Here is an 18,300-nt window from a genome sequence, read left to right as displayed (position 1 = left end):
TGAATGTTACAAATTTCGGGTGTGCGAGAAGAATAATCCGTCCGATGCCGTGCGGCGCAACGTTCATTCCGCGAAAGTTCGTTGATTTGGCATGAATCTATATGTCACATAGAGGTTCGTAGCGCTGTATCAAGTTGTTAGCGGCATGGCTTTTGCGAGGCGCGGCTCCCTATAATTGTCGTTTTCCCGAACAAAATTAGCATTTCATGACTTTGGCGGCCATGTCGACCGGTTAAAATTCCCGGTTGGATGTGACAAACACAAATACTTGCGAATTTGATACAGGCGGCACCTGACGGTGTTTGCTGCGAATTGTTAGAGGGAACTCCATGATTCTGGTTACGGGCGGTGCAGGTTTCATCGGTGCTAATTTTGTACTCGACTGGCTGCGAGAATCCGATGAAGCCGTGCTCAACGTTGACAAGCTGACCTATGCAGGCAACCTCCGTACGCTGCAGTCGCTGGATGGCAATCCGAAGCACGTGTTCGCGCGCGTCGATATCTGCGATCGTACCGCGCTCGATGCACTGTTCGCCGAGCACAAGCCGCGCGCGGTGCTGCACTTCGCCGCCGAAAGCCACGTCGACCGCTCGATCCACGGCCCGGCCGATTTCGTGCAGACCAACGTTGTCGGCACGTTCACGCTGCTGGAGGCGGCCCGCCAATACTGGAATGGCCTGAATGACACCGACAAGGCGTCGTTCCGCTTCCTGCACGTGTCGACCGACGAGGTGTTCGGCTCGCTGTCGGCGACCGACCCGCAATTCTCCGAAACCACGCCGTACGCACCGAACAGCCCGTATTCCGCGACGAAGGCCGGTTCGGACCACCTGGTGCGCGCGTACCATCATACGTACGGCCTGCCGACGCTGACGACGAACTGTTCGAACAACTACGGCCCGTACCAGTTCCCCGAGAAGCTGATCCCGCTGATGATCGCGAATGCGCTCGCCGGCAAGCCGCTGCCGGTGTACGGCGACGGTCAGAACGTGCGCGACTGGCTGTATGTCGGCGACCATTGCAGCGCGATCCGTGAAGTGCTGGCGCGTGGCGTGCCTGGCGAGACGTACAACGTTGGCGGCTGGAACGAAAAGAAGAACCTCGAGGTCGTGCATACGCTGTGCGACCTGCTCGACAAGGCGCGCCCGAAGGCGGCCGGTTCGTATCGCGACCAGATCACCTACGTGACGGATCGCCCGGGCCACGATCGCCGTTATGCGATCGATGCACGCAAGCTCGAGCGCGAGCTCGGCTGGAAGCCCACGGAAACGTTCGAGACCGGCCTCGCGAAGACCGTCGACTGGTATCTGGACAACCAGGTCTGGGCCGACGAAGTGGCATCGGGCGAGTACCGCAAGTGGGTCGAGACCAACTACGCGAAACGCGCTTGAGGAGAGAGACGATGGCACGTAAAGGCATCATTCTCGCAGGCGGTTCCGGTACGCGGCTGTATCCGATTACCCACGTCGTATCGAAGCAGCTGCTGCCGGTGTACGACAAGCCGATGATCTACTACCCGCTGTCGACGCTGATGGTCGCGGGCATTCGTGACGTACTGATCATTTCGACACCGCAGGACACGCCGCGCTTCGAGTCGATGCTCGGCGACGGCAGCCAGTGGGGCATGAACATCCAGTACGCGGTGCAGCCGTCGCCCGACGGCCTCGCGCAGGCGTTCATCATCGGCAAGGAGTTCGTCGGGAACGATCCGTCGGCGCTGATCCTCGGCGACAACATCTTCTACGGCCACGATCTCGCCAAGCAGCTCGAGCGTGCGCACGCGCAGGAAAGCGGTGCGACGGTGTTCGCGTACCACGTGCACGATCCGGAGCGTTATGGCGTCGTCGAGTTCGACAAGTCGTTCCGCGCGCTGTCGATCGAAGAGAAGCCGGCGAAGCCGCGTTCGAACTACGCGGTGACGGGGCTGTACTTCTATGACAACCGCGTGTGCGACATCGCGGCCGACATCAAGCCGTCGCCGCGCGGCGAGCTGGAAATCACCGACGTCAATTCGCGGTATCTCGCCGACGGTGCGCTCAACGTCGAGATCATGGGGCGCGGTTACGCGTGGCTCGATACCGGCACGCACGATTCGCTGATCGAGGCGGCCAGCTTCATCGCGACGCTGCAGAAGCGGCAGGGTCTCGTGGTCGCGTGCCCGGAAGAGATTGCCTACCGACGCAGCTGGATCGACGCGGAGCAGGTGCTGAAGCTTGCACAACCGCTCGCGAAGAACGCGTACGGGCAGTACCTCAAGAACCTTCTCACGGATCAAGTCGCATGGCCATCCAAGTAACGGCGACGGCGCTGCCCGAAGTTAAGATCATTGAGCCGAAGGTGTTCGGCGATGCACGCGGGTTCTTCTACGAGAGCTTCAACGGGAAGGAATTCGCCGAGCAGGTCGAACCCGGCATCGAATTCGTGCAGGACAACCATTCGCGCTCGTCGAAGGGCGTGCTGCGCGGGCTGCACTACCAGATCCAGCACGCGCAGGGCAAGCTCGTGCGCGTCGTCGAGGGCGAGGTGTTCGACGTCGCGGTCGATATTCGCAAGCGCTCGCCGAACTTCGGCAAGTGGGTCGGCGTGGTGCTGTCGAACGACAACCACAAGCAACTGTGGGTACCGCCCGGCTTTGCGCACGGATTCGTCGTGCTGTCGGAGGCCGCGCAGTTCCTCTACAAGACGACCGACTACTGGTTCCCCGAGCACGAGCGCAGCATCGTGTGGAACGATCCCGAAATCGGGATCGAGTGGCCGATCGATTTCGAGCCGCTGCTGGCCGCGAAGGATGCGGCCGGCAAGCGTTTGAGCGAAGCCGAAGTCTATGCGTGAGGTGGGTGTGAAACCTGAACCGACGATTCTCGTGACGGGTGTGAACGGGCAGGTCGGGTTCGAACTGCTTCGCTCGCTGCAAGGCCTGGGGCGCGTGGTGGCATGCGACCGTTCGATGCTCGATCTGACCGATCTCGATCGGGTGCGCGGCATCGTTCGCGAGCTCAAGCCGTCGATCATCGTGAATCCGGCCGCGTATACGGCGGTCGACAAGGCGGAGACGGACGTCGATGCCGCGCGTCGACTGAACGCCGATGTGCCGCGCGCGTTTGCGGAGGAAGCGGCCCGCATTGGTGCGGCGCTGGTTCATTATTCGACCGACTACGTGTTCGACGGCACCAAAGAGGGCGCCTACGTCGAAACGGACGCGACCAACCCGCAGAACGTGTACGGGTTGACCAAGCTCGAGGGCGAGCAGGCCATCGCGGCAGCCGGCTGCGCGCATCTGATCCTGCGTACGAGCTGGGTGTACGGGCGGCGCGGCAAGAACTTCCTGCTGACGATGCTGAAGCTCGGCAGCGAGCGTCCGGAGCTACGCGTGGTCGCGGACCAGATCGGTGCACCCACGTGGTCAAAAACCATTGCAACGGCAACGTCGCACATCGTGGCCCAAGCGCTGGCCGCCGATGGCACGGACTGGTGGGCGCGGCGTTCCGGCGTCTACCACTTCACGTCGGCCGGTGCGACTTCGTGGCACGGTTTTGCCGAAGCCATCTTCGCGAATGCGTTGGGCGAGCGTGCGCCCAAGGTCGTGCCGATTCCGGCTAGCGACTATCCGGTGCCTGCCAAGCGCCCGTCCAATTCCCGACTGTCGCACGACAAGCTGACCGAAGCGTTCGGGCTGCGGTTGCCGGACTGGGCCGATGCGCTGAAGCTGTGCCTGAGTGAGTAACTTGGACCAGCAGCCCCCGCATCAGGAGCGCACCGGTGTCGTGATCGTGTTCTATCGACCGGATCACGGTTGCGTGGCGCGCGCGAATCGACTTGCCAAAGTGTGGCCGTGCGTCGTGGTCGACAACACGGAGAGCGTGTCCACGCCGGCTGCGCTTGGGCTCGACGCACGCGTCAACTACATCGCGAACGGCGCGAACCTCGGCATTGCGACGGCGCTCAACCAGGGCATCGAACGACTGATCGCGACGGGTTGCCGGTCGGCATTGCTGTTCGATCAGGACAGCGAGCCCTCGGACGAATTGCTGGTTGAGTTGCCCCGGACGCTGGCAGCCGAGCGCATGCGCAGTCGTCGCGTTGCGCTGATTGGGCCTGCGTACGAGGATGCTCGACTGGGCGGGGTTGCACCGTTCGTCCGCTTCGGCTACCTGAAGCTGCGGCGCGTTCAGCCGGAAGGGGTGCAACCGATCGATGTCGACTTCCTGATTACGTCAGGATCGTGCGTGAATCTCGACGTGTGGCGTGACATCGGTCCGATGGACGACGCGCTGTTCATCGACTTCGTCGATCTCGAATGGTGTGTCCGGGCGCGGTCGAAAGGCTATTCCGTGCTCGGCGCGCCGGCGTTGCGGCTGATGCACGAGCTGGGCGGCGAGCCGGTCAAGGTTTTCGGGCGAAGCTATCCCGGCCACGGCCCGGTTCGGCATTATTATCTGTTCCGCAATGCGATCGCGCTGATCCGGCGCGCCTATGTGCCGTGGAGCTGGAAGTCGACGGAGCTCGTCAAGATGCCGGTCCGGCTTGCGATCTACGCGCTGTTCATGCAACCTCGCCTCGCGCACCTGCGGCTGTCGCTGCTGGGGATCTGGCACGGACTGACCGGTCGTACCGGCGCGCTGTGACGCGCACCGGACGCTGTTTTTCAATCTTCACTCAATTAGAAAGCTTGCATGCTGACTCTTTCACTTGCTGACCTCAAACAGAGCATTGCGTCCTGGCGGTTGTGGACGCTGCTCGGCTGGCTCGAAATCCGGCAGCGCTACGCTCGCTCGCGACTTGGCCCGTTCTGGCTGACCATCAGCATGGGCGTGATCATCGGTTCGATCGGCGTCGTCTACGGCACGCTGTTCGGGCAGAAGATGGGCGACTATCTCCCGTTCCTGGCAACGAGCCTCGTGATGTGGTCGATGTTTTCAAACACGATCCAGGAGGGCTGCATCTCCTATATCAGCAGCGGTTCGTATATTCGCCAGGCGTCGACGCCGAAGCTGGTCTTTGTGCTGCAGGTGGTCTGGCGCAATCTCGTCGTGCTGATGCATAACTTCGTGATCATCGTTTTGCTGCTCGTGCTGTTTGGCGTGAAGAGTTGGCAGACGCTGCCGCTTTTCATCCCGGGGCTTCTGATCTACATCCTGAATGCAATGTGGCTCACGATGGTCGTGGGCCTGCTGTCCGCGCGCTTCCGCGATCTGCCGCAGATCATCGGCGCGCTACTACAGGTTGCCTTCTACGTGACGCCGATCATCTATCGGCCCGACTCGCTCAAGCGCTTTTCGTTCATCGTCGAATGGAACCCGCTTGCGTATCTACTCAACGTCGTGCGTGAGCCGCTGATCGGGCAGGCGCCCGACGCGACGACGTGGGCAGTCACGATCGGCATGATCGTCGTGGGTTGGCCGCTGGCGCTGTCGTTGACCGGCCGTTTTCTGAAGCGTATTCCGTACTGGGTTTGATGGGGCGAGGCCATGGCATTTATCGAATTGAAAGAGGCAACGCTCGACTTGCCGATCTACGACGTGAAAGGCCGCTCGCTGAAGCAGCAGGTGATGCGTATGGGACGGCGCAACCGGATCGCCGAGGATACCGATGGCGTGATCGTCGTACGCGCGCTGGATCACGTGAGCGTGCGCTTCGAAAGCGGTGACCGGATCGGACTCATCGGACACAACGGCGCCGGAAAGTCGACGCTTCTGCGCACGATGGCGGGAATCTATCCGCCGACGTCCGGATCGATCGTCCGTGAAGGCAAGGCGGTGCCGTTGCTCGACATCGGCCTTGGCATGGATGAGAACTCGACGGGCATGCAGAACATTCGCCTGCGCGGCCTGTTGCTCGGCATGGCCGATGCGGAGATTCGCGCGAAACAGCAGGAGATCGCCGACTTCAGCGAGCTGGGCGACTATCTCGATCTGCCGATGCGGACCTACTCGAGCGGGATGAAGGTCCGTCTCGCATTTGCCGTGTCGACCGCGGTGGATGCGGAAATCCTGCTGCTCGACGAAGTGATGGGTGTGGGCGACGCGTCCTTCATGCACAAGGCCGAACGGCGTCTCGCCGATCTGCATAGCCGTGCCGAGATCGTCGTGCTCGCAATGCACGCGAATAGCGAGATTCGGAAGGTGTGTAACAAGGTGCTGTGGATGGAGCGCGGGCAGGTTCGCGCGTTCGGTGAGGTCGAGGAAGTGCTGTCGGCCTACGAAGCGGAGACGGGGGGCTGATCGCCCTGCCGGGCGACGGGGGCGAACCGTCGTTGTGCCTTGGTCGTGCCCGGTGGGCGTCGTGAAACTCTGTCCGTGATGTCAAGCAATGCAAAAAGATACGTTACCCGATCACCGCGAAGTTGTAGAGTCCCAGACCTTGCTGGCGTGTATTTCGCCTGCGTCGTTCTGGGTGCCGCGTCACCTTGTCGAATCGGCGTGGCACGAGCATGCGCCGTTTGCGTTCTGGCTCGTCCAGGCCGTCGAGCCGCGTACGGTCGTCGAACTCGGCACGCATGCCGGCTTCTCGTTCCTGGCGTTTTGCCAGGCGGTGCAGCAACTCCGTCTGCCAACCGCGTGCTATGCGATTGATACGTGGCAGGGTGACGAGCATGCGGGCCTCTACGACGAGCGCGTGTTCGCCACGCTCAGCGCGCTTCAGTCGCGCGAATACAGCGCATTCTCGCGCCTGATCCGTGCCCGCTTCAGCGAAGCGCTGCCTTCGTTTGGCGACGGGTCGATCGATGTGCTCCATATCGACGGGCGCCATCGGTACGACGATGTGGTCGAGGACTATTCGAGCTGGATGCCCAAGTTGTCCGAACGCGCGATCGTGATCTTTCATGACATCAATGTGCGAGAGCGGGATTTCGGCGTGTGGCGCTTCTGGGAGGAAATCCGCACCCGGCACCCGTCGTTCGAATTTCTGCATGGTCACGGACTCGGTGTGCTGTGCCCCGGGCGCGAGATTCCGGTGCGCGTGCGACCGCTGTTCGATGCGCCGCAGGGCGATCACGCTGCGATTCGGCAGGCCTACGCGACGCTCGGAGCGACCGTGTCGGCGCGCTATCAGCTCGAGCTCGCGCACGGACGGATCGGCGAGCTTGACGATGCCCTGACGCGTTTGCAACGCGAAATTCAGCGTCAGGCTGGCGAGATCACACAGCATGCGCAAGAGGGGCAGCAACTGGCCGCACGGGTGGCGGAGCAGTCGGAAGCGATGCGCGAGCAACAGGGCGTCATCGGCCGCAGTGCCGCGCGCGTCGATGCGATCAAGGATGTCGCGCGTGGTCGTGCGCAGTTGCCGTCGCAGCAGCCCGACTGTGAGCGCGGTGCGGAACTGACCGGTAGCCTGGGTGAGCTTGAGTCGCTCGTCGAAGGCCTGAGAGGCGACCTGTCGAATGCGCAATCCCGCCAGCGGGAATGGCAGGCTCGCGCGGAGCGAAGCGAGCGCGAGCTGAGCAGCGTACAGCACAGCACGATCTGGCGCGCGCTCATCAAGGCGCGCGCGATCGCTTTAGCGATGCCGCCCGGCATGCGCAGCGCCGGGCGCAAGGCGCTGAAGGCCGCATGGTGGGTCGCGACACCGCACCGCATGCCGGCGCGTCTGCGTTTCCTGCGTGCGAGACATGCGGCGGCCGAAGCGTACGGCAACGTCCCCAACCGCGTACGCTATCCGGACGGTCAGTATCTCGTGTATACGCCGGCAGACGGGAGCAACGCAGGCGCGCGCGGCGGACGGTACGACCTCTCCGGCACGGCAGGCGGCTACGTATACGTCCCGCCACGCAAGCCCGACGACATCGATGCACGCATCGCCGCGCTCACTGTGCGGCCGAAGTTCTCGATCGTCGTGCCGCTCTACAACACACCGTCTGACCTGTTCGACGCCATGATCGGTTCGGTGCTCGCGCAGTGGTATCCGCACTGGGAACTGGTGCTGGTCGATGACAAGAGTCCGTCACCGGTTGTTCGCGAGCGCCTCGCAAAGCTCGACGACCCGCGCGTCAAGATCATTCTGCTCGATGATAACCGCGGCATCTCGGGCGCGACCAGTGCGGGTCTCGACGCGGCGCAGGGCGACTACATCGTGTTTTTCGATCACGACGACGAACTGACGTGCGACTGCCTGTTCGAGCTCGCTAAATGCATCGCGGCGGAGGATCCTGACTTCTTGTATAGCGACGAGGACAAGATCGAGACGGACGGGACGTACGGCCAGCCATTCTTCAAGCCGGACTGGTCTCCAGACACGATAATGAGCACGATGTATACGTGCCACGTATCGTGCGTGCGCAGGTCGCTACAGCAACGCGTCGGTGGCTTGCGCTCAGAGTTCGACGGTAGTCAGGACTGGGACTTCGTGTTGCGCCTCTCGGAGCAGGCGAACAAGATCAGTCATATCCGGAAGGTGCTTTATCACTGGCGTGTGATTCCCGCGTCCGTTGCCTCCGACCTAAATGCGAAACCGTATGCGGTTGATGCAGGGCGTCGTGCCCGCGAGGCCGCAATCGAACGGCGCGGCTTGAAGGGAACGATGGAGCCGGTGCCGCAGTTGCCCGGGTATTTCCGCACACGCTATGCGTACGAGGGCGAACCGACCATCTCGATCGTCATTCCGAGTAAGAACAACGGCGATGTGCTGAAGCGATGTGTCGAGTCTATCCGGGCCAAGTCCACATACCACAATTTTGAGATTGTACTGATCGACAACGGCTCGACGGATATTGACACGCTACGGGTGTTTGAAGACATGGCCCGGATGCAAAGTGTGAAAGTGATTCGCCACGATGTGCCGTTCAACTATTCCGAAATCAATAATGTGGGTGTCCGCGAATCGGTCGGTGAATTTCTGGTATTTCTGAACGACGATACGGAGGTTGTCACTGAAACGTGGCTTTCCGACATGCTCGGATATGCGCAGCTCAATCACATTGGAGCGGTTGGCGCGAAATTAATCTATCCACGCGGGCGCCAAGTACAGCACGTCGGACTCGTGAATCTCGCGGATGGTCCGAATCACGCGTTCCTGTTTCAAGATGCCGATTCTCCTTGCTACTTTGCCCGGAACTTGCTCGAGTACAACTGGATCGGGGTGACCGGCGCGTGCTTGATGCTGAGCCGCGAGAAGTTCGACCGGATCGGCGGATTCGACGAGGCGTTCCCCGTTGCATACAACGACGTCGATCTGTGCTTCCGCCTCGTCAAGGCGGGTTGGTACAACGTCGTTTGTCCGGGTGTTGAACTGATCCATTACGAGTCGCTGAGCCGTGGACGCGACGACGCGAATACAGAGAAAATCAAGCGCCTGGCGAGTGATAAGGAACGCCTGTACCTCAAGCATCCTGACTTTTTCATGTTCGATCCGTTTCACAGTCCGAATCTGGATCAGCAGGACGTCAACTTCGCGATTCCCGCGGCATAAGCGCGACCAGGACCGATCATGGAAACCCGAAATCTGGATAACGCCGTGCATGCGCCGACGCTGACCCCGCTGCAAGAATCGATCGCTGTGGCCGAGGCGGTTTCGTTCGATATTTTCGACACACTATTTGTGCGCTTGCTGCGCGAACCGGAAGACGTCTTCGATCTGCTCGGACACAGGTATGGCATTGCGAATTTCCGCACGCTGCGCCAGCAGGCGCAGCAACGCGCGTTTCAACGGATGCACGAAGCCGGGGACGAGGAGATCACGCTCGACGGGATCTACGAGTGCTTCGACTCGGTCGCCGTACCAGCCGCGACGCTGCGCGACGCCGAACTCGAGCTCGAATTGACCATCACGGTGCCGAATCCGCGCCTGATCGAGATCTTCAATACTGCGCTCGCGAACAAGCCGGTCGTGATCACGTCCGATATGTACCTGCCGCGCGCATTCTTCGATGAGCTGTTTCGCCGCCATGGTCTGTGTCCGTCGGGTGTGTTCGTGTCGTCGGAGCGCAATGCGACGAAGCGCGATCGCGGCGCGCTGTTCGACATCGTTGCTCGGGAGTTGGGTCTTGCGCCATCGCGCATCCTGCATATTGGCGACAACCCGTTGTCGGACATCACCCGCGCGCAGGAGCGCGGCTTCTCGACGTTTCATTACGTCGATACCGTCATGGCGAGCAGGGTTGGCCAATCGACGCCGCTCGCGTCGCTGGGAAGCGGGTTGCCCCGTGCCATTCCAGACGGGCCGCTGGTTGGCACGTTCGCCGATCTCGGCTTTCGTTACGGCGGGCCGGGCGCCGTCGGGTTCCTCGACTGGATCGCTGGTCAGGCGCGGCGCGACCGTATCGATCATCTGCTGTTCGTGTCGCGCGACGGGTACGTGCTCGAGCGCATGGCGCGCGAGCTGGATGGGCAGGGGCTGCCGCCGTTCTCGTACTTCAAGGGGTCGCGCGTCGCATTTGCGACGGCCGCCGGAAACGAAGCGAATTTCGATGAACTGACAGATTTCTTGATTGCTGGGGCGCACGGCTTGCAGCCGATCGAGGTGTTTGAGCGAATTGGCGTGACGCCACCCGCCGACACTGTGATGAACGACCTCGACCTCGGCGCGAACGTCGTCGTCGATGATCGCAACCTCGATAAGGTACGTGGCCTGCTGCGCGCGTGCCGCGCGGACATCTTGCGCGTCTGCCGTCGCAATCGCCGTGGCTTGTTCCAGTATCTCGTCGAACTTGGCGTCAGGCCGGGCATGCGGGTCGCCGTCGTCGACGTCGGCTGGAACGGCACCGCGCAGGAGATGCTCGCACGCGCATTGCAGGAACTGATGGATATCGAACTGCACGGCTATTATTTCTGCCTGAACGACTCGGAGCAGACTCGTGCGCGCGAACGGACAATGCGGATGAGCGCATTGCTGTCGCGCACGTCGTTCGATCCTGCACGCCTTGCGAACGTGTATGCGAACCGGGTGGCGGTCGAACTGTTTTTCTCGGCGCCGCACGACGCGGTGATCGGTTACGAACCAGGCATCGGCGAGCCGGTTCGTGCAATCGAGGACCCTGGCCGCATACCAATGGCAGATCACCGCGATATTTCCCAACAGATTATCGACGGAATGCTGGCGTTCGGCCGGCATTTCAGGGCGATGAAGGCTTCGCTGTCGCTGCGGGACGACCCGCTCGATACCGTTGCGCCGCTTGTCCATTTTGTCGAGCATATCGACGACACGACTGCGGAATTGTTCGCGCAGATCGACAATTTCGACGCATGGGCGAGCACGCGTAATCAGCGAGTCACATTAATGTCATATCTTGCCCGTCGGCAGGTGTAGTGCAATCGGCAATGCTGATCGGGCAGCGGTGCAGGTCGGCTGGTCGCCGGTGTAATGCATACTGTTGTGAAAATGAAAGAAAAATGTGATCCACTTTTAAAGTAGGCCCCGGTCCGGAGTGGATTGGACTCCTATGTGAAGATTTCTGCGCCTTCTCCCGTATTATCGGGCCGATGAAAGACTCTGCGGCATATGGGCTCCAGCGCACCATCGATTAGAATGGATGCTCCACTGCTTAGTGATGACCAAGCAAAACGCGCCGCGTATCGGGCTAACCCTCTCTTCGGCAGCAATGCCGGGCGATGTCGTTGCAAAGGCAAGACTGGTATGGTCTGTGCTTGATGCGGCGGTTTCGGCGGGGCTAGCGAAGCAACGCGCCAGCTAGATCGATCAATGATTTTCACGTATCGAGCGATAAGAACATGCACTGTTTGCTATTGGGGGGCGGCGGCTTCATTGGCGCCGCCGTTGCCGACGAGCTGCTCGCTGCCGGGTATTCCGTCCGGATATTCGAGCGGCCGGACGTACAGCCCCGCACCGCCCCATCGTCCGTCGAGTGGATGTCGGGCAATTTTCTAGACCAGGGCGATATCGCACGAGCCGTTGCTGGTGTGGATGCGGTGTTCCATTTCGTCTCGACCACTCTCCCGAAGAGCTCCAACGACGACCCAATCCTCGACATTCAGTCGAACGTATGCGGCACGCTGCATCTGCTCAACCAGATGGTGAAGCACGGCGTGAAGCGGATCGTGTTTGCGTCGTCCGGCGGAACGGTTTACGGCATGCCCGAGCACATGCCGATTCGCGAAGATCATCCAACCGATCCGCTCGTGTCATATGGCATCGCGAAGCTGACGATTGAAAAATATCTTGCGCTTTACCGGCGTCAGTACGGGCTGGAAACGGTCGTGCTGCGGGTGGCCAACCCGTACGGCTGGGGGCAGCGTCTGGGGGTTGCGCAGGGTGCCGTCGGCGAATTCATCAACCGCGCGCTGTCCGGCGAACTGATCGATATTTGGGGTGATGGCACGGTGGTGCGTGATTACCTGTATGTGTCCGATGTCGCGCGTGCGTTCCGTCTCGCACTTGGTTACCGCGGGGCCGAGACCTTGTTCAACATCGGATCGGGGGTCGGCACGTCGCTCAACGATCTGATCGTGGCGATCGAGCTGATTCTCGGCCGCACGATCGAACGCAAGTATAGCCACGGGCGCAGCTTCGATGTGCCGGTGAGCGTGCTCGACATTTCGCGCGCGCGCAACGAACTCGGTTGGGTACCTGAAGTGGACCTCGCGAGCGGTCTGCAAAAGACGGTCGAATGGTTCGCTTCCAAGCGGCAGCTGCATTTGCCCGCCGGATTGAGTTTGTCGACGGCGCGCGCATTCAATGGAACCGCTTGAATGTACGACCATTACATATCACTCGGCATCAATTGCGAGGCCGGCTTCCAGTTTAGGCGCGCCCTGGGAAGAGATAGATCGAGTTTCTTCAACTGGAACGTGACGCCGCCCGATGCGCTTGAGAAACTTCTGGAGTGTGATTTCGCCGACATTGGCCTTCCGGAGAACCTGCGGTTCGAGGGCAATGGCACGCTCGTTCGCGACGTGCTCTACGACTACCATTTCCACTGGTTGGGAGAGCGACTCGACAGCGTCAATGACGGCGCCAGTGACGAATTCCGATCCAACCGTTCGCGGCTGGATCATCTGGTCGAGAAATTCCGGACGACTTTGCGCGCCGGCAGCCGGATCGCCTTTTTCTATACCTGCAATGGCGGCGACGTGCTGGACCGATTGCCGCGCATCGAAGCGTTGCTCGACGGGAAGCATGGAGCGAAGGAGTTCACACTCGTTGCGCTGCTGAGCGCCGAACATGCGGCACAAGCGCGGACCTTTGAGTCCCCGCGCCTTGTTTGCCGCACGGTCAAGCGGTTTGCGCCGTGGTCAGATGCGACGGACGGTCATGTGAGCAGTTGGGATGCGCTTTTCCGGGAGTTTCCGCATGCGTCGCCGATGACGCTGGCGGGATACTGAATCGGCTGATCCGGAGGCGAGCAAGAAGTCCGGGCGGCGGCCCGAAACCGGGTGACGTTCACCCAAAACGGGCAGCGGGGGCGCGAAGTACGGGGCGTGCCTTTTCTGTCTGGCCTTTGCATCTGCGAGAGCCGGGCATTTCGCCATGCCGTTCATGCGTTCTTTGGCAGGCGAGTGCCGCATGGACAGTGCATATATAGAGAGTCGAATGTGTTGGCGGCATCGCGCGTGAAGCGGTGTTCGTCGAACTGATTGGCAAGAACGATGAGCAGCAACGGGAAGTCCGGGATGAGATTGTCCAGAATCAAACGACTGGCAGGTCGATTTATGCCAGGCACGGCATGCACGCAGAACGCGTCCGATCATACTGATTACGCGCTGGTGGAACAGTCCGGTATGTTCGATCGGAACTGGTATGTGGCCGCTAACGCGGATGTCGCGACAAGCGGCGTCGATCCGCTGGCGCATTATCTCGAACACGGCTGGGCGGAAGGACGTAATCCGAATCCACAGTTCGACGGCGCATGGTACGTGCGTAAATATCCGGATGCGAGTGTCTCAAGTGCCGGGCCGCTCGTTCATTACTTGCGTATCGGCCGTTCCAAGGGCTACGCGATCTCCACCCCATCGGGGCTTGTATCAGCGCCGCAAGCGGCAATTGACGAGTCTTCGCTTGCCGACGCATGCAGCGAGATCGAGGCATCGGGGCTGTTCGATCGCGAGGCCTACCTGCGCGATCGTCCTGACGTGGCGGAAAAGGGTATGGATCCCTTGCGTCACTATGTCGAGTGTGGTTGGCGCGAGGGCGGTCGCCCGAGCGCATTCTTCGATGCGTCGTGGTATCTCCGGCACAATTCCGACATCGCGCATACGGGAATCAATCCGTTGCTGCATTACATCCGGAATGGCCAAGCGGAAGGCCGCGCGCCGAACGCATTCTTCGATCCGGCCTGGTACGAAAATTTTATCGTGCGGACTCCAGAAGATATGGGGCGTTCGCCGTACGCGATCTTCGTATCCCGCGGTCTCGCGGCCGGGCATTGGCCGCTACCGGAGTTGCAGCCGCTGTACGGCAGCCGGACCGACGTGCCGGACGACACGTGGAGCCAATACGTGCGGCTTGTCGCAGCCGCGCAGCCGTGGTGGGATCGGTACGGGCGCAACAAGTTTGCAATTCTGGTCGCGTTGTTTTCGCCGGGTGGTGAACAACCGGGTGTTCCGGCGGAAAGCGACGACGCGGTCGAGCGATTGATTGCGTTTCTGACGGCGGCATGGAACACCGAGATCGACCCGGGGCCTTTGTTCAGCACCGAGCATTACAAACTCGTCGCACGCAACCGCGGTCTCACGCTGCGGGACCGCGGCGAGACCGGGCTGCAGCATTTCCTCCGGGAAGGGTTCGACAGGCGGATCGTTCCTACACGGTATTTCGATGAGAAATACTATAACGAGACGTATCCGGACATCGCCGCCGCGCACATTTGGGCATTCGAGCATTTTATCCGCTGGGGGGTGTTCGAAGGGCGTCGCGTATCGCGACGGCCGCGCCCGGTCGTGATGCAGTTGTCCGTGTCGATGACGGATCAAGAGTCGCGGCTCAATAACTGGAAGTATTTCCTATCGACATGTGGCAGCGGTAGCCCGTTCGGGTACCTGTATCGAGGCGTGCCGTACTATTCGCAGATCATCGGAGACATTGTTGATTCGGCGGCTTTCGCGGAGACGATGCGGCGCGCGTCGCAGATCGAGCCCGCTCTCGGCGACGTGCTCGACATAGGCGAAGTACTGGTGCCGCCGTTTCACGACGCCCGAAATCTCGCGCGAAAGGCGCTGCGTGCGCTCCTCGAGCGCGACCATTACGATACGATCGTTTGCGTGCCGTGGATCCGTACGGGCGGTGCCGACCTGGTCGCGTGCCAGATCTGCGAGGCGGTACGGCTCGCGCGCCCGGACGAGTCCGTGCTGCTGATTCGCACCGACCAGCCGAATTTCGATCGACCGGAATGGGTGCCGGCGGGTGTGGACGTGGTCGACGCATCACGCGTGTTCCGAAGCCTGCCGTCGATCGACGCGCAGGCCCTGATCTATGGCGTTTTCATGGGACTGGCGCCGTCACGCGTGATCAACGTCAACAGCCGGCTGTGCTGGGATACGATGGCGCGATTCGGCGTGCGGCTATCCGAAAGCATCAATTTGTATTCGTACCTGTTCTGCTGGGATCAGACGGCAAGCGGGTATCGTGTCGGCTACCCGAGCGAATTCTTCCCCGAGACCGCGAATAGCCTGCGCGCGGTGTTCACGGATACGATTTACTTGAAGAACGAGCTGACGAAGATCTACAACTTGCCTCCGCCGATTGCGGAGCGCATCGTTCCACTGTTCTCGCCGTCGCGCGGACAGCTTCCCGATGGTCCGACCAAAACCGAGGAAAGTCTCGCGGGCGCGAACAAGCGTCGCCGCTGGAAGATCCTGTGGGCAGGTCGTCTCGATCGACAGAAGCGGTTCGATCTTGTTCAGGAGATCGCGCACCGGATACCTGACGCAGATTTTCTGTGCTGGGGCACGGCGTTGCTCGACGCGCCGCCGGATCACAGCCGCTCGCCCGGCAACCTGATCTTGAACGACGGCTTTTCGTCGTATGACGAGTTGCCGCTGGGGGACGCCGATTTGTGGCTCTTCACGTCCGAATGGGAAGGCATGCCGACCATCCTGATCGAACTCGCGCATCGCGGCGTGAGCATCGTGGCCAGTTCGGTGGGCGGCGTACCCGAGATGATCGACGACGACACCGGCTGGCCGGTCGAGGACGTGCGTAGCGTCGACGCCTATGTCAAGGTGATTCGCGCCGCGCTGGCCGCGCCGAGGGAGCGTGTCGCGCGTGCACAGCGGCTGCGCGAGCGGGCACGCGGCAGGCACAGCATGCCTGCGTACGTCGAGCAGATTTCGGAAGTTTTGAATAAAGAGGTGAGTGCCTGATGCAAGTTTCCGCAATCATGACGGGCCATCGCGAAGGTTTGCTGAGCGGTCCTTCGATCACGAGCTTTCGCGAAGCGATCGACCATGCGAACGATCATGGCATTTCAGTCGAGCCGATCATCATTCTCGATCGTCCGGATGCGCTCACCCGAACCATGTTCGCCGATGTGGACCGCTGGGGCGCGAAGGTCGTTTCGACCGATTTCGGCGATCCGGGGCTGGCACGCAACCACGGCGCCATGCTTGCGTCGGGGAAATATGTCACGTTCCTCGATGCGGACGATCTCTGGAGCTTCAACTGGATCGTTGCCGCGCATCGCTTCTGCACCGAGGCCGGGCGGCCCGTCATCGGCCATTCGCAACTGAACATCGTTTTCGGCCGTGAGCGACTTTTCTGGTTGCATGTCGATTCGGAAGATCCGGATTTCGATCGGGACTATCTGCAAATCGGCAATTACTGGGATGCGCTGTCGTTCGCACCCCGGGACGTCTTTGCTGAATACCCGTTCCACAAGAACGAGCTGGCATCGGGTTATGGCCATGAAGACTGGCACTGGAACTGCCTGACGCTTTCGAAAGGGTACCCGCACAAACCCGTGCCGGACACCGTCCATATGAAGCGTCGGCGGCACGGATCACAAAGCGCACGCGCAAACAGCAGCGACGTCGTGCCGTGGCCGACGGATCTCGTGCGTTTCTCGCGGTGACGGCACTGACAGGCTGTGTCCGTGCTGTCATCCGACGGCGGAGGAAACCAATTGGATATCAGACAGATGCGCATCGCGCTTGAGAACGCCGAACTCTCATACATGCGCTGGAATGCCCTTTACTCCCCTCGGCACAAGCTGCTGTACGTGCCGACACCGAAGGTGGCATGCACGTCGCTCAAATGGTGGTTCGCGACGCTGCTGGACATTCCGCGGGACAGATTCGATGGTATGGAAAGCGCGGAAAGCGATCCGGAGCTGGTCATTCATGACGTTCTTTACCGCTTTGCACCGGAGGCTACCTGTGTCGATCCGGACGTGCTTGCGCGATGCATCGGCGACGACGAGGTCTTCCGGTTTGCCATGGTGAGGAATCCGTATCAACGGATTTTCTCCGCATGGCAATCGAAATTGCTGGTACACGAACCCCAGCAATCGAAGCAGTATCGCGACTGCGCATTTTTCGGCATGCCGATGGAGACCCCGGGCGACATTGCGCTCGGCTTCGAAGGTTTTCTCGAGCACTTGGCGAGCAGCTCCCCTCCCGTTTTCGGCGATCCGCACTGGACACCGCAGGCGGATCTGTTGCGGCCAGATCTCGTCCCTTACACATGCGTCGCGCAGATCGAATGTAAGGAGCCGCTGCTGGCAGGCTTGCAGGCCCATCTCAGGAGCGATGCCACCAACCCGTTCGGTGGCTCGCGTGCGAACGAAAGCCTGCTTCACTATTCGCCACAGTTCTTCACGAAGCGCGCCGAAGCGCTGACGCGGCAGCTTTACGCGGCCGATTTCGACCATTTCGGATATTCGACGGCGCTGCCAGACGCACGGGGCAGCATGACGGATGCCGAACTCGATATTGCGCTGCGTGCCGTCAAACTGATCCGTGGCCGCCATGAGCGGATTGCGCAAATGATGGCTTCCCGCGCAGCGGACAACGATGCGACGGTTGAGCAGCAATTGCGCGAGCAGGTTGCCAGTCTGGAGGGGCAGGTTCGCGAGCTGAAGGCCGCGTACGCGCAACTGGAGGAGGGCAATCGCTGGCAAGAGACGCAATGCGCGGCGTGGGAAAAGCGCTGCGGCATCCTGGGAGCCGAATTCGCGGACCTTCGCGGATTCGCCGCCGAGCAAGCGAAGGCGATCGAGTGGCACGAGACTCAAAGTGCGGCATGGGAGAAACACGCCGGCATTTTGGAGGCAGAAATCGCGGATCTTCGCGGCTTCGCCGCCGAACAGGCGAAGGCGGTCGAATGGCACGCAACCGAGCGGGCGCGCCTGGAATCGAAGGTCGGGGATTCCGACACGAAGCTTCGCGGAGACAACGAATGAAGCGCCTACCGCAA

At 61.1% G+C, this 18,300-nt stretch carries 14 protein-coding genes; all 14 read left to right on the top strand.

From position 1 onward, the window contains the following. Window positions 1–329 precede the first annotated feature (329 nt). The 14 genes from rfbB to DIE23_RS23205 all read left to right on the top strand — a co-directional run bounded on the left by rfbB (window position 330) and on the right by DIE23_RS23205 (window position 18,286). Window positions 330–1,391, top strand: coding sequence for a dTDP-glucose 4,6-dehydratase (rfbB, locus tag DIE23_RS23270; protein ID WP_124614293.1), 1,062 nt, complete (start codon window positions 330–332; stop codon window positions 1,389–1,391). Window positions 1,392–1,402: 11 nt separating this feature from the next. Continuing rightward, window positions 1,403–2,296: a glucose-1-phosphate thymidylyltransferase RfbA gene (gene rfbA / locus DIE23_RS23265; protein WP_124614292.1), complete on the top strand. Its 894-nt coding sequence runs from the start codon at window positions 1,403–1,405 to the stop codon at window positions 2,294–2,296. Further along, entirely contained in the window at window positions 2,281–2,832 is a 552-nt protein-coding gene (gene rfbC / locus DIE23_RS23260) for a dTDP-4-dehydrorhamnose 3,5-epimerase (protein ID WP_124614291.1), read from the top strand. Before rfbA ends, rfbC begins: the two co-directional genes overlap by 16 nt. Then, window positions 2,825–3,724, top strand: coding sequence for a dTDP-4-dehydrorhamnose reductase (gene rfbD / locus DIE23_RS23255; protein WP_124614290.1), 900 nt, complete (start codon window positions 2,825–2,827; stop codon window positions 3,722–3,724). The genes rfbC and rfbD overlap by 8 nt, the downstream gene beginning before the upstream one ends. A 1-nt stretch (window position 3,725) precedes the next feature. Beyond that, window positions 3,726–4,625: a glycosyltransferase family 2 protein gene (locus DIE23_RS23250; protein ID WP_409364247.1), complete on the top strand. Its 900-nt coding sequence runs from the start codon at window positions 3,726–3,728 to the stop codon at window positions 4,623–4,625. Window positions 4,626–4,673: 48 nt separating this feature from the next. Beyond that, window positions 4,674–5,456, top strand: a complete 783-nt coding sequence (locus DIE23_RS23245; protein ID WP_124614289.1) for an ABC transporter permease — start codon at window positions 4,674–4,676, stop codon at window positions 5,454–5,456. 12 nt (window positions 5,457–5,468) lie between these two features. Then, window positions 5,469–6,221, top strand: a complete 753-nt coding sequence (locus tag DIE23_RS23240) for an ABC transporter ATP-binding protein (RefSeq protein ID WP_124614288.1) — start codon at window positions 5,469–5,471, stop codon at window positions 6,219–6,221. 88 nt (window positions 6,222–6,309) lie between these two features. After that, window positions 6,310–9,405: a glycosyltransferase gene (locus tag DIE23_RS23235; protein ID WP_124614287.1), complete on the top strand. Its 3,096-nt coding sequence runs from the start codon at window positions 6,310–6,312 to the stop codon at window positions 9,403–9,405. 45 nt (window positions 9,406–9,450) lie between these two features. Continuing rightward, window positions 9,451–11,241, top strand: a complete 1,791-nt coding sequence (locus DIE23_RS23230; protein WP_221623361.1) for a hydrolase — start codon at window positions 9,451–9,453, stop codon at window positions 11,239–11,241. 422 nt (window positions 11,242–11,663) lie between these two features. Next, window positions 11,664–12,641, top strand: a complete 978-nt coding sequence (locus tag DIE23_RS23225; protein WP_124614285.1) for an NAD-dependent epimerase/dehydratase family protein — start codon at window positions 11,664–11,666, stop codon at window positions 12,639–12,641. After that, window positions 12,642–13,274, top strand: a complete 633-nt coding sequence (locus DIE23_RS23220) for a hypothetical protein (protein WP_124614284.1) — start codon at window positions 12,642–12,644, stop codon at window positions 13,272–13,274. It abuts the gene before it with no gap. Between the two features lie 396 nt (window positions 13,275–13,670). Beyond that, window positions 13,671–16,250: a glycosyltransferase family 4 protein gene (locus tag DIE23_RS23215; protein ID WP_185646522.1), complete on the top strand. Its 2,580-nt coding sequence runs from the start codon at window positions 13,671–13,673 to the stop codon at window positions 16,248–16,250. Between the two features lie 17 nt (window positions 16,251–16,267). Then, window positions 16,268–16,957 (top strand): glycosyltransferase family A protein, encoded by a 690-nt coding sequence (locus DIE23_RS23210; protein WP_185646521.1) that lies wholly within the window; start codon window positions 16,268–16,270, stop codon window positions 16,955–16,957. Window positions 16,958–17,008: 51 nt separating this feature from the next. After that, on the top strand, window positions 17,009–18,286 hold the full coding sequence (locus DIE23_RS23205) for a sulfotransferase family 2 domain-containing protein (protein ID WP_124614281.1): 1,278 nt from the start codon (window positions 17,009–17,011) through the stop codon (window positions 18,284–18,286). The last annotated feature ends 14 nt before the right edge of the window (window positions 18,287–18,300 follow it).

Origin of the sequence: Burkholderia sp. Bp9143 (assembly GCF_003853645.1) — a bacterium.
Classification (GTDB): Bacteria; Pseudomonadota; Gammaproteobacteria; order Burkholderiales; family Burkholderiaceae; genus Burkholderia.
Note: the sequence above shows the minus strand (reverse complement) of the source record. Positions and strands in the feature narration are given on the sequence as shown.

What these genes read in the sequence shown, in the direction of transcription:
- DIE23_RS23245 (WP_124614289.1), top strand. Translation starts at nt 4,674, where the DNA reads ATGCTGACTCTTTCACTTGCTGACCTCAAACAGAGCATTGCGTCCTGG.
- DIE23_RS23215 (WP_185646522.1), top strand. Translation starts at nt 13,671, where the DNA reads ATGTTCGATCGGAACTGGTATGTGGCCGCTAACGCGGATGTCGCGACA.
- DIE23_RS23235 (WP_124614287.1), top strand. Translation starts at nt 6,310, where the DNA reads ATGCAAAAAGATACGTTACCCGATCACCGCGAAGTTGTAGAGTCCCAG.
- rfbB (WP_124614293.1), top strand. Translation starts at nt 330, where the DNA reads ATGATTCTGGTTACGGGCGGTGCAGGTTTCATCGGTGCTAATTTTGTA.
- DIE23_RS23225 (WP_124614285.1), top strand. Translation starts at nt 11,664, where the DNA reads ATGCACTGTTTGCTATTGGGGGGCGGCGGCTTCATTGGCGCCGCCGTT.
- rfbC (WP_124614291.1), top strand. Translation starts at nt 2,281, where the DNA reads ATGGCCATCCAAGTAACGGCGACGGCGCTGCCCGAAGTTAAGATCATT.
- rfbD (WP_124614290.1), top strand. Translation starts at nt 2,825, where the DNA reads ATGCGTGAGGTGGGTGTGAAACCTGAACCGACGATTCTCGTGACGGGT.
- DIE23_RS23240 (WP_124614288.1), top strand. Translation starts at nt 5,469, where the DNA reads ATGGCATTTATCGAATTGAAAGAGGCAACGCTCGACTTGCCGATCTAC.
- DIE23_RS23210 (WP_185646521.1), top strand. Translation starts at nt 16,268, where the DNA reads ATGACGGGCCATCGCGAAGGTTTGCTGAGCGGTCCTTCGATCACGAGC.
- rfbA (WP_124614292.1), top strand. Translation starts at nt 1,403, where the DNA reads ATGGCACGTAAAGGCATCATTCTCGCAGGCGGTTCCGGTACGCGGCTG.
- DIE23_RS23220 (WP_124614284.1), top strand. Translation starts at nt 12,642, where the DNA reads ATGTACGACCATTACATATCACTCGGCATCAATTGCGAGGCCGGCTTC.